This window comes from Pseudalkalibacillus berkeleyi (assembly GCF_021608225.1).
GTDB lineage: Bacteria > Bacillota > Bacilli > Bacillales > Fictibacillaceae > Pseudalkalibacillus > Pseudalkalibacillus berkeleyi.
Window position 1 is genome coordinate 2,029,086 of the sequence record NZ_JAKIJS010000001.1, and the last position, 12,567, is coordinate 2,041,652.

11 protein-coding genes are annotated in these 12,567 nt (G+C 39.4%); all 11 read right to left on the bottom strand.

The features are described 5' to 3' along the window. Positions 1 to 49: 49 nt before the first annotated feature. Positions 50 to 430, bottom strand: coding sequence for an adenosylmethionine decarboxylase (gene speD / locus L2716_RS10675; RefSeq protein WP_236334411.1), 381 nt, complete (start codon positions 428 to 430; stop codon positions 50 to 52). A gap of 381 nt (positions 431 to 811) precedes the next feature. Continuing rightward, on the bottom strand, positions 812 to 1,849 hold the full coding sequence (locus L2716_RS10680) for a glyceraldehyde-3-phosphate dehydrogenase (protein WP_236334413.1): 1,038 nt from the start codon (positions 1,847 to 1,849) through the stop codon (positions 812 to 814). 256 nt (positions 1,850 to 2,105) lie between these two features. Continuing rightward, positions 2,106 to 2,696: a dephospho-CoA kinase gene (gene coaE, locus L2716_RS10685; RefSeq protein WP_268963976.1), complete on the bottom strand. Its 591-nt coding sequence runs from the start codon at positions 2,694 to 2,696 to the stop codon at positions 2,106 to 2,108. 10 nt (positions 2,697 to 2,706) lie between these two features. After that, positions 2,707 to 3,345, bottom strand: a complete 639-nt coding sequence (gene ytaF / locus L2716_RS10690; RefSeq protein ID WP_236334415.1) for a sporulation membrane protein YtaF — start codon at positions 3,343 to 3,345, stop codon at positions 2,707 to 2,709. Positions 3,346 to 3,430: 85 nt separating this feature from the next. Further along, positions 3,431 to 4,255: a DNA-formamidopyrimidine glycosylase gene (gene mutM, locus L2716_RS10695; RefSeq protein WP_236334417.1), complete on the bottom strand. Its 825-nt coding sequence runs from the start codon at positions 4,253 to 4,255 to the stop codon at positions 3,431 to 3,433. A gap of 35 nt (positions 4,256 to 4,290) precedes the next feature. Then, positions 4,291 to 6,927: a DNA polymerase I gene (gene polA, locus L2716_RS10700; RefSeq protein WP_236334419.1), complete on the bottom strand. Its 2,637-nt coding sequence runs from the start codon at positions 6,925 to 6,927 to the stop codon at positions 4,291 to 4,293. Between the two features lie 215 nt (positions 6,928 to 7,142). Beyond that, the gene (pnpS, locus tag L2716_RS10705; protein WP_236334421.1) at positions 7,143 to 8,864 is read right to left on the bottom strand and encodes a two-component system histidine kinase PnpS; all 1,722 of its coding nucleotides are present in this window, start codon (positions 8,862 to 8,864) and stop codon (positions 7,143 to 7,145) included. Then, complete coding sequence (locus L2716_RS10710; RefSeq protein WP_236334423.1) at positions 8,865 to 9,575, bottom strand: response regulator transcription factor; 711 nt, start codon at positions 9,573 to 9,575, stop codon at positions 8,865 to 8,867. It abuts the gene before it with no gap. A gap of 114 nt (positions 9,576 to 9,689) precedes the next feature. Then, a complete protein-coding gene (locus L2716_RS10715; RefSeq protein ID WP_236334425.1) occupies positions 9,690 to 10,166 on the bottom strand; it encodes a MaoC/PaaZ C-terminal domain-containing protein in 477 nt (158 codons plus the stop codon). Between the two features lie 140 nt (positions 10,167 to 10,306). Further along, complete coding sequence (gene mdh, locus L2716_RS10720; RefSeq protein WP_236334427.1) at positions 10,307 to 11,245, bottom strand: malate dehydrogenase; 939 nt, start codon at positions 11,243 to 11,245, stop codon at positions 10,307 to 10,309. A 12-nt stretch (positions 11,246 to 11,257) separates the two neighbouring features. Next, positions 11,258 to 12,535 (bottom strand): NADP-dependent isocitrate dehydrogenase, encoded by a 1,278-nt coding sequence (icd, locus tag L2716_RS10725; protein WP_268963977.1) that lies wholly within the window; start codon positions 12,533 to 12,535, stop codon positions 11,258 to 11,260. Positions 12,536 to 12,567 lie beyond the last annotated feature (32 nt).

Here is a 12,567-nt window from a genome sequence, read left to right on the forward strand (position 1 = left end):
GAAAAAGGTGTGCGATCCGCACACCTTGTTGTGTTTATTGCTATTTGTTTTAATAAGCTGATACTTTTTTTTGCTCCACTTTTACTGGACCCATTCCTCTTGGTAACTCGACATTTTCCTTCGATGTAGCACCAAGCGCTTCAGCAATATAGTTTGCAGAAACATTTGGATCTAGGTCTCCACACGTATAAACATCAATACTAGCATAACCATGCTCTGGAAAACTGTGTATAGTCAAATGTGACTCAGAAATGATGACAACTCCGCTTACACCATGTGGTGCGAATTTGTGAAATGCTACCTCTCGGACTTCAGCACCCGATTTTAAAGCAGCTTCAACAAATAGTTGTTCAATATATGCCATATTGTTCAACTTTTCAGAGTCACATCCCCATAATTCAGAAATCACATGACGTCCCATTGTATCCATTTGCATAGTCCCCCTTTGTTTTAATTATCATGCCTTCAAAAGCATGCGGAAATGGAAAAAACCACGGGGGAAAGTTAGTCCAAAGAGGTCCTAACCCTTTAAGCAGCATCCAGTTCCTAAATTTGCTTATAACTTGAAGTTCACGATGAACAGTATACTTCTTTTTTTATACTTTTGCAAGATGTATTTTGTTCCTCATTTCACCTCCATATATGTATCCTTTCCACAAGTGAAAAAGTTAAAAACATGTGTGATTGAATCTGCGGTGAACTTATTCTCCCATAAAATCAAACCACTTCTCCATCTTTCGCACCATTTCCTCAGAACTTAAAAAGCGGGATCGACCTGATTCGGCCGATCCCGCATGTGTTTTTTTGGTAATTATGCAGTTCCTAGTGATATGTTGTTGTTACTTGTAAGGTTCATCGCAACTTTTTCAGTCAAATCTACTACTCGGCAAGAATAACCCCATTCGTTATCATACCAAGCAAGCACTTTCACTTTACGGCTATCGATTACCATAGTTGATAAAGAATCAATAATTGATGAGTTTTCATTGCCATTGAAATCAATCGATACGAGTGGATCTTTACTATATCCAAGAATGCCCTGTAAGGAACCTTCAGAAGCAGCTTCTAAAGCTTCGTTCACGCGCTCAGCAGAAACATCTACTTTCAAGTCAACGACTAAATCGACTAAAGATACGTTTGGTGTAGGTACTCGTAGTGCCATACCATGCAACTTACCGTCTAACTGTGGCATTACTTTGGCAATTGCTTTCGCCGCACCCGTCGATGTTGGGATAATAGATTGACCACAAGCACGAGCTCTTCTTAGGTCTTTATGTGGATTGTCGATATTCTTTTGATCGTTTGTGTACGCATGGACCGTCGTCATGACACCGTTTTCAATTCCGAACTGTTCATCTAGAACTTTTACGACAGGTGCTAGGCAGTTTGTCGTACATGAAGCGTTCGATAATACGTGATGTTCTTCTGGATTGTAAGCGTCATCATTTACGCCCATGACAATTGTCAGGTCTTCGTCTTTACCAGGAGCAGTGATGATTACTTTTTTAGCGCCAGCTTCAATGTGATAACCTGCAGTCTCTTTTGAAGTGAACTTACCAGTAGCTTCGATGACGATATCAACATTCATCTCTTTCCATGGTAATTGCTTAGGATCACGGTTGCTAAGTAGTTTAATTTCTTTCCCATCCACGATCATCGCATTTTCTTTCGCTTCTACTTCAAGGTCATAAGTACCATGAATGCTATCGTATTTTACCATATGAGCAAGCGTTTCCGCTGGGTAACTCGCATTTATCGCTACAACTTCAATTTGTTGGTTTTTCATCGCTTTACGGAAAACCATTCTTCCAATACGTCCAAATCCATTAATTGCTACTTTAGCTTTCATGTTGTAATCCCTCCACAATAAAGTGCTATACTTATTTCTGAAAATCTAAAATTAGTATAACATATTATATGATAAAGGGAACATTAAATTTAATAAATCAAAAAAAAGAGGCCATTGCCCGACCTATAGCACCTTTTTACAGGTATATGTCATGGCTAAATCATGCATTTGAAGTCTCTCACCATTTAAAAAAACATACAATAAGACCAAAAGAAATAATTCTCTTGGTCTTATTTACTCCAGATGCGCAATCTACTCACAAAATACCCCATTCTGAAAGGCTATGTATCAATTGCTTTTTGCTTTCTTCAATGGTCCCATTATTATCAATCACTTTGTCAGCCCATTGCTTTTTATCACTTAAAGGGATTTGAGATTGGATACGAGACAGAGCTTCATCTTTTGATGATTGATCACGTTCCATCAACCGCTTCAATTGTACGTCAGCACTCACATATACGAGTAAAGTTTGATCAACCATGTGTGTTAATTTACTTTCATATAGTAACGGAATGTCTAATACGACTGAATCGTGTTCTTTTAAATAGTCATCCTTTTGTCGCAACATTTCCTTTCGAACGGCAGGATGGACAATACTATTCAATGTCTTCCTTTTATCTTCATCATTAAAAATAATAGTACCCAGCTTTTTTCGATCAAGTGAATGATCGTCAGCTATTACGTCCTCTCCAAAGGCTTCAACAATTTTGTTATAAGCCATTTCACCCGGCATAACAACCTGCCGGGCGATCAAATCAGCATCAACAACCGGAATTTTGAGTTCTACAATCATTTTAGAAATCGTACTCTTTCCGCTTGCTATGCCACCGGTCAATCCTATTATCAAATGTAACACCTCACAATTTAAAGAACCCTAACACAATTAACATAATTCCTGGTAAGAAACTGAAAAAACGCATCGTCGGCAAATTAGATAGTAGCTTTCCTAATTTCATTCCAGATACGAGGAAAAACGCGCTCATTGTAGATACAAACAATGCTGTTTGTAAGTGCGGGAATCCAAGTAATGAAGCACCAAGACCTGCTGCAAATGAATCTAAAGAGAGCGCTAATCCTAGTAACAGCGCCTCTAATCCCACAATCGTTCCTGATCGGTCGATATCTGCAGCGTGTGGGGTTCGCAAGATTTGAATAACGATACCGAGCGAACGGATTTCCATATTCCAAATATAAGGAGAGTCTGATCCTTTATCAGGTCGGTCGTCCCTTTTTTTGAAAAATTGCCATAAAACATAAATGCCTAATCCAATCAGTAAAATGCCACCAATTTTTTCAGCAATGCTTGGTGATAAGAAAGTGCTGATGATTGTGCCTAAATTCATAGCCGCTAGGAGCATCATCGCTGAACAGATTGCGATTAACAAAATTGAGAAGAAGGTAATTTTCATGCCTCGTACGCCATAAGTTACGCCGACGCCGAAACTGTCCATACTTACAGCGACCGTAAGCGTCAAAAGGGCTACCCATCCTGTCACTTTTATACATCCTCCCCGATTTAACACTAGGATAGTATATGGTTGGGGCCCATCCAACGTACGCTGTTTTTATGAAATAATCTTGTTACTTCTGGCAGTTAGGACAAATATGCGTCCCCCTACCACCTACTACAATTCGTTCAATTTCCGTTCCGCAATGTAAGCAAGGTTCTCCTTTTCGCGCGTATACCGCAAGCCTTTGCTGGAACATTCCCATATCACCTTGGGAGTTTACGTAAGAGCGTATTGTACTTCCCCCTTGATCAACCGCTTCTTGTAATGTATCGACGATTGCTTTATGCAATGCTTTCACTTGTTTTTTACTTAACTTATTGGCAATGGTTTCAGGATGAATACTTACACGGAACAACGCTTCGTCCACGTATATGTTTCCTAGTCCTACCAATACAGCTTGATCGAGCAATGTAGGCTTAACTTTACGAGATGTCTTTTGGAGTTTCTCCCATAGGTGTTCAGGATTGAACGTTTCATCAAATGGCTCAGGCCCTAACAAAGAAAGCGGTCGGTTCGATTCTTCTTCACCAATTGAATAGACATGCATCGTTCCAAACTTTCGAACATCCCTATACCATAGCTCCGTACCATCAGTGAAATGAAAGATAACATGCGTGTGTTTGTCAGGCTCTTCCCCACCTTCTACATACACGTAACGGCCTTCCATCCGTAAGTGTGACACGAGTACCACATCATCTAATAAAATTTTCAGGAACTTTCCCCTACGCCCGACCGAATGTATCGTTTGACCAGCAACAAGATCGTTAAACATCTTTACATCATCTGGATGCTTAATGATCTTCGGCCACGTAACTGTTACACCTTTAATCGTTTTGCCAAGAACTAAATGTTCTAACGTTCTTCTAACCGTTTCTACTTCAGGTAATTCTGGCATTGCTATAATCTCCTTCTTCCAATGCGACTACTCCATTACTTAGAATCGTACCAAGTGTCCCCGTATGAGTAATCCACCTTCAAAGGTACGTCTATTTGAATCGCATGCTCCATTACATCTGGAACAATTTTCTCTAGCTTTTCAATTTCGTCTTTTGGTGCTTCAAATATTAATTCATCATGCACTTGTAGGAGCATTCTTGTTTGTAATTTCTCCTGATCTAAACGCTTCGCCATTTCAACCATCGCCTTCTTAATAATGTCAGCAGCAGTTCCTTGAATCGGAGTGTTCATTGCAGTACGTTCAGCAAAGCTTCGTAAGTTGAAATTTCTGCTTGTTATCTCAGGTAAATATCTTCTGCGGTTTAACATCGTTGTTACGTATCCGTCTTGTTTCGCTTGTTGGACAATGTCATCCATGTACTGTTTGACACCTGGGAAACTTTCCAGATACCTTTCGATAAATGCCCCTGCTTCTTTTCGGGTTATACCAAGACTTTGAGAAAGTCCGTAGTCACTGATTCCATAAACAATACCAAAGTTCACGGCTTTTGCTTGTCTACGCATATCCGAAGTTACTTCATCTTTTCCAACATGGAAAACATCCATTGCTGTTTTCGTATGGACATCCTCTTCGTTATTGAAGGCTTCAATCATCTTATCGTCCTGTGCGATATGAGCGAGAACGCGCAGTTCAATTTGCGAGTAGTCCGCTGCGAACATCACCCAGTCTTTTTCTGACGGTATAAACGCTTGGCGAATCTTTCTACCTGCTTCAAGACGAATCGGGATATTTTGTAGGTTCGGATCAATAGAACTCAGTCGACCTGTTTGAGCAAGCGCTTGATTAAATCGAGTATGAATTTTTTCCGTATCCCGATGAACCACTTTTAGTAGTCCTTCAACATAGGTTGAATTCAACTTGCCTAACTGTCTATAAAATAAGATCTCTTCGATAATCTCATGCTTGTCTTTCAATTTCTCAAGTACATCTGCATTCGTTGAATAACCTGTCTTTGTCTTTTTAATAACTGGTAGTTGAAGCTTTTCAAATAATACTTCGCCAAGCTGCTTTGGCGAATTGATATTAAATGCTGTACCAGCAAGTTCATGGATCTTGCTTTCAATTTTTTGAAGTTGCTCATTTAGATCCTTACCCATTTGTTCAAGTCGCTCCACATCGACCTGCACACCTTGATGTTCCATTTCACCCAACACAATTGAAAGAGGCATTTCTAGGTCATAGTAGAGCACATCAAGTTCATTTTTCTTCAAACTCTCTTGTAGAGTAGGAACCATTTCAAGCAACGAATCTGCTTTTCTAACGATGTGTTCACTTAACTCATCTTGACTTGGCACCTTTTGCTTAGCGCCTTTACCATAAATCGTTTCATTGCTGGATACACGTTTAAGTCCAAGACGTGTTGCAATCGATGGAATGTCATGTGAAGAGTCTGACGGATTAAGAAGGTAACTCGCAATCAATGCATCGAATCTTACCCCTCTTAATTTAATTCCTTCCCATGCAAGGGATACAGTTGCTTGTTTCGCATCTGGCATATACTTAATGATTGTTTCATCCTCAAGCCAGCTTTTAAATAATTCTGACTGAAGTGCGACGTCAGTCGGTATAAAGTATTTCCCTTTTTCAGACACGATTCCGAAGCCTAAAATGTCTCCGTTATGATAATTTTCTTCAAGACATTCGACTACAACAGCCGCTTCTGACCCGAAGTCACTATCTGTAATTTCACTTAGAACCTCATATTCAATATCTTCAGATGGTAATTCCGCTTCTTTCGCTGCTTCGCTATCCACCCGGTCAATTAACGAGTTAAATCCAAGTTCTTTAAAGAGTTCGACGACCTTTGCAGGTGCATCTTTTTTATAACCACACGTATCTAACTTTATTTCAATCGGTGCATCTACTTCGATTGTGGCAAGCTTCTTACTCATTTCGGCTTGTTCTTTATTGTCCTCTAGCTTTTCTTTCAACTTTTTACCTGAAACTTGATCAATGGATTCTAACACTTTCTCCACTGTTCCAAATTCCTTCAATAGTTTAATGGCCGTCTTCTCACCGACCCCAGGGACACCAGGAATATTATCAGAGCTATCGCCCATCAAACCTTTCATGTCGATAATTTGTTCGGGCTTGAGGCCATATCTTTCTTCTACGAGGTTTAAATCGTATGTATCAACATCTGTGATTCCCTTTTTCGTAAGACTGACCTTGACGTGTTCATCCACTAATTGGAGTAAGTCTTTATCACCTGTAATGACCTTTACTTCCCATTCTGATGCATCCGTCTGCTTGGAAAGTGTTCCAATGATATCATCGGCTTCATAGTTCTCTAATTCATAGCGCTTAATATCAAAAGCATCAAGCAATTCACGAATAAGCGGGAATTGTTCGGATAACTCTGGTGGTGTTTTCTGTCTTCCGCCTTTATATTCTCCGTACGTTTTGTGGCGGAATGTCGTTTTCCCAGCATCAAAAGCAACCAATATGTGACTTGGTGCCTCATCTTCTAAAACTTTCAATAACATCGTTGTAAAACCATATACTGCGTTCGTATATACACCCTTATCGTTGTTCAAGAGTGGTAACGCAAAAAAGGCGCGATATGCAATACTATTTCCATCAATTAAAACGAGTTTCTTTTTGCTCATTCCATTTCCTCCTCGTTAAACACTAGCTATATTTTATCATGTTTGCATTTAGAAAGGAAAAAGCACCAACAGGATAAAATGAAACAAAAAAAAGACGAGAGCATATGATTTTCGCTCTCGTCCAAAATTAGGGGATCCTTTGAAAAGGATTTGCATCTTCAGACTAACACCTCAATGTTTAGTTAAAGTTGAAGGAGTGTAAACATCACGTAAATTTAGTCTTTTCGTTTCTTAGAAAATATCATCTGAAACGTTGTTCCCTTGTCCTTTTGGCTAGTCACTTTAATTGATCCCTTATGAGCTTCTACTAGATGCTTAACAATCGCGAGACCGAGACCCGTTCCACCTGAATTTCGACTTCTCGCTTTATCAACTCTGTAGAATCGTTCAAATATACGCGGCACCTCATCGTCAGTGATGCCAATCCCAGTATCCTTAACATAAAGTTCTATGTTTTCATCAACATCTTTACCCGTGATCCACACTTCACCACCTGATGGTGTATATGAAAGAGCATTATTAATTAGATTAATAAGGATTTGCTTCAAGCGCTCTGCATCCCCGTCCATCTCAAGTGATCCAGACAATTCTACATGCATTTTAAGTTCCTTTTTCCGTGCTTTAGTTTCAAGTAAAGTTGTCACATCATCAATGATTGTCGCTAGATTAACGGTTTGCCAATTTAATTTGAAATTAGATTGTTCCATTTTCGTAAAGTCCAGCAAGTCTTGAATCAGATTTTGTAGTCGATCACTCTCTTTCCAAATAATTGAAAGGAATTTCTTACGAAGTTCCACATCATCCATCGCTCCGTCTAGCAACGTTTCAGCAAAGCCTTTTAGGGAGGTGACGGGTGTTCTTAACTCGTGGGACACGTTGGCAACAAAATCCTTCCTCATTTGCTCTAAATGCTTTAACTCCGTAATGTCATGAAAGACGAGTACGATTCCTTTAATTTTGTCTTGGAAACCTAGAATGGGTACACATGTGATATGAAAATGTTTGCGATCAATCCCAACTGAAATGGACACTTGCTTCTTGACAGTAGCTTCTGTTAAGAAGGTTTCCTCAACAAGATCAATAACACTTTGATTCGGCATAACATCATAGTATAACGTTTCATTAGATACTTCTTGATTCACTTCGAAAATTGAACGATATGTCCTGTTCATCAAATGGATATAGCCAAGTGCATCAATCAATAACAATCCACTATCCATATTCTCGATTACGGTTTTCATCCGCTCTTGTTCTGCTTCACGAAGCTCAGTAATCTGTTCTAGATTACGTGCAAGGATGTTGAGAGAATGGTTTAGCTCACCCGTCTCTCTTAATTGATACTCATGACTTCTAGCCTTGAAATTTCCTCTAGCCAGTTCTTTAGCTACACGCATCGCATCATCGACAGGCTTGGCCAGTTTACCCGTTAAACGAAATGTAATGTAGATCAAAAGTAAATAACTTAGGAACAATGTAATAAGAACTGGAGACCATGCGTCTCTTAATTCCTTCTCAAAGTCACTATTATTAATTGTAATCACGAGGTAATCTGTTGAAGGCTGGAGAGGATTTAATGGTCTTACAAAATTAATCCGATCTTCCGTCTTCATCATTTGTGTCTGATTCGTTTGATGGGTTAGACCTTCTAACATTTGTAGTGGAGGGTCTTTAAATGTCGTCCCATCCACAGTTCCTTCTTCCGAAATATAAGTTAAGTGCCCACCAATACTTTTATGATATTTTTGAAGCACACGATCTTTATCCTCTTCATTAATCACATCGTATGCGATCAGTTCCAATTGCTTTTTATAAGATTGAAAAAGCGCACGTTCTATACTGCCAATCGACAAGTTTGCAATGGCAATTCCAAGTAACAGAAAGATTCCGCTCGTAAAGATAATAAATGAATTCAGTATTCTACCGCGGAAGTTCTTCATCTATTGAGGCCCGTCCAATTTATAACCTAATCCACGAATGGTCTTAATATAAATCGGCTTTCTTGTGTTTTGTTCAATCTTTTCACGCAGATGACTAATGTGCACATCTACAATTCTTGTGTCTCCTACAAAATCATAATCCCAAATCGCATTAAGTAATTGTTCACGTGAAAGAACTCGTCCTTTATTTCTTACAAGGTAAACGAGCAACTCAAATTCCTTTGGGGTAAGTTCTAATGATTCTCCTTCGAAAAATGCTTCATAATTTTCCGGGTAAACCTTTAAATCACCTACAACCATCTGTTCTAAATCCACATCGACCTGTGCGTCTTTAGCGTTATATTCGCTCCTTCGTAAAATAGCTTTTACTCGGGCAACGACTTCTCTAGGGCTAAAAGGCTTTGTCATATAATCATCCGCGCCAAGTTCTAAACCTAACACTTTATCGAACTCATCATCTTTGGCTGTCAGCATAAGAATCGGGATCATGGATCGGGCTTGCCTCAAGCTTTTACATACATCAAGTCCATCCATTTCAGGCAACATTAAATCTAGTACAATCAAATCTGGCTTTTCTTGCTGAGCCAAATCTAAACCAGTTGCACCATCCATTGCCGTAATGACATCAAAACCTGCTTGTTCAAGGTTAAATTGCAGCAAAGTATTAATCGATTCTTCATCTTCGACTACTAGGATCTTTTTTTCTGTCATTGTAAGCTTCACCCCGTCTAGGAACTTTATTCGGTTATATTTTCACATAACAAGAGTAAAAAAAAAACAAAAAAGACGAAAACGTCTCTTTTGTTACATAATCTTTACACTATCTTAAAAATTATCAAAAGTTCTAGCTGTAATTGATCTTGGGGTATGTGGTGGACAAACTTCGAATTCACCGTTAATAATTTCGTCCTTCTCCTCATCATATCCCTTAACGGAAACCGTAATAACATGTTCATCTGTATCTACGTTCGTAATTTCAAAATGTAAGACGATAGTAGCGTAATGATAAACAGGCTTTGGAAATGCAATGGATTGTTTTAGAATTGAACTTCCTGGTCCTGGTAAGTACTTACTGATTGCTGATGTAATCAGTCCAGTTAACATGATTTGCGGTACGAGCGGCTTTTTAAATGGTGTTAATGTCGCGTAATCATGTTGAATATATAAAGGATTATTATCATCTGTTAATCCAAGATATAGGAGCAGATCTTTGTCCTCGATCGTTTCTGTTATTTCAAGCTTCTCCCCTACGTTAATCTCATCAATCTTTCTTCCAAGCTTTCGTTTTTTTCCTAGTAACATTCCAGTTCCCTCCTCTTGAAGTAAGCGGTTTCATAATGTTTGAAATGAAATGCCAGATGAATAGAAACATTCTGACATTACCTTGTAAAAGAAAGAATTCGAGAAAACTTCCCGAATTCCTCCTTTTCATTGTTCCATTATTAAGCTAAAACATTCATGACATTGCGAACAGATTCAGCTGATTGATCAAGATCAGCTTTTTCTTCTTCTGTAAGTTCTAATTCAACGATTTCCTCTAATCCCTTTCCTCCAAGGATCGTTGGAACACCTAGACAAATGCCATCATAACCATATTCACCTTCAAGATATGCGATGGCAGGAAGCACTCTTCGTTGATCCTTTAAAATCGCTTCTACCATTTCTACAAGTGATGCAGCAGGGGCATAGTATGCACTTCCGTTACCAAGCAGGGCTACAATTTCGCCTCCGCCTTTACGTGTGCGTTCTACGATGGCGTCTAAACGCTCCTTGCTAATCAACTTATCCAATGGTATACCACCCGCATTTGAGTATCGAATTAATGGCACCATATCATCTCCATGACCACCAAGCACGAATCCTCTAATGTCTTTTACTGAAAGATTCAACTCTTCTGCAACAAACGTGCAAAAACGAGCTGTGTCTAGAATACCTGATTGACCAATAACTCGGTTCTTAGGGAATCCAGATGCTTTCAATACGGTATAAGTCATTGCGTCAACTGGGTTTGTTAAAACAATGATTGTACAATCCGGTGAGTATTTAACAATTTCTTGTGTAACACTCTTCATGATTTTTGCATTTGTGTTTACTAGATCGTCGCGGCTCATTCCTGGCTTACGTGCAATCCCAGCAGTAATGACGACGATGTCAGAATCAGCTGTATCTTTGTAATTCGCAGTTCCTGTAATTTTTGCATCAAACCCTTGTACAGGACTTGCTTCCAGCATATCAAGTGCCTTACCCTTAGTCGGATCTTCCATATCGGGAATGTCTACTAACACAACATCTCCAAGTTCTTTTTGTCCAGCAATAAAAGCAGTAGTTGCACCTGTGAAACCGCCACCGATTACAGAAATTTTCTTACGTGTGTTCGCCATGAATGTTGCCCCCTAGCCCATATTTTTAATAAGTTCGTTACCAAACTCAGAACATTTAACTTCGGTAGCACCGTCCATTAGACGAGCGAAATCGTATGTTACCACTTTACTTGCAATTGTTTTCTCAATTGATTTCATTACAAGTTCAGCAGCTTCTGTCCATCCAATATGCTCAAGCATCAATACGCCTGAAAGAAGAACAGATGAAGGGTTAACTTTATCTAATCCAGCATATTTAGGAGCTGTACCGTGTGTTGCTTCGAAGATTGCATGTCCAGTTTCATAGTTAATGTTTGCACCTGGGGCAATTCCGATTCCACCAACTTGTGCTGCTAATGCATCAGACACATAATCACCATTCAGATTCATTGTAGCAACAACATCGAACTCAGCTGGACGAGTTAAGATTTGTTGAAGGAAAATATCAGCAATTGAATCTTTTATGATAATCTTACCTTCAGCTTCTGCGTCAGCCTGAGCTTTATTCGCAGCATCCTTACCGTCTTTTTCAACGATACGGTCATATTCAGCCCATGTGAATACTTTGTTTCCGAATTCTTGCTCAGCAACTTCGTATCCCCAGTTCTTGAAGGCACCTTCAGTAAATTTCATGATGTTACCTTTATGAACGAGTGTAACACTCTTTCGGCCTTCGGTGAGCGCATACTCAATTGCAGCGCGCACAAGACGCTTCGTACCTTCTTCAGATACTGGTTTGATACCAATTCCAGAAGTTTCAGGGAAACGAATGTTTTTGACACCCATTTCATCTTGTAAGAATTGGATGACTTTCTTCACTTCGTCTGATCCTTTTGCATACTCGATACCCGCATAGATATCTTCAGTATTCTCACGGAAAATAACCATATCTGTATCTTCTGGCTTTTTAAGTGGAGATGGAACGCCTTTGAAATAACGTACTGGACGAAGGCAAGTAAATAGGTCCAATTCTTGACGTAGTGCTACGTTCAATGAACGAATTCCACCACCGATTGGCGTTGTAAGTGGTCCTTTAATCGCAAGTATGTACTCACGGATTACATCAAGCGTTTCAGCCGGAAGCCACTCTCCAGTCTTGTCATAAGCTTTTTGCCCTGCAAGGACTTCTTTCCATTCAATGCCCTTCTCGCCATTGTATGCTTTCTCTACTGCAGCTTCTAATACTTTGGAAGCGGCAGCCCAAATGTCAGGTCCAATACCATCACCTTCGATGAAAGGAATGATTGGTTTATTTGGTACGTTTAGTACCCCATTGTCTACTGTAATACGTTCTCCGTTTGCCATGTTCATGACCTCCTGAATTCTCATATATCGTTTCTACA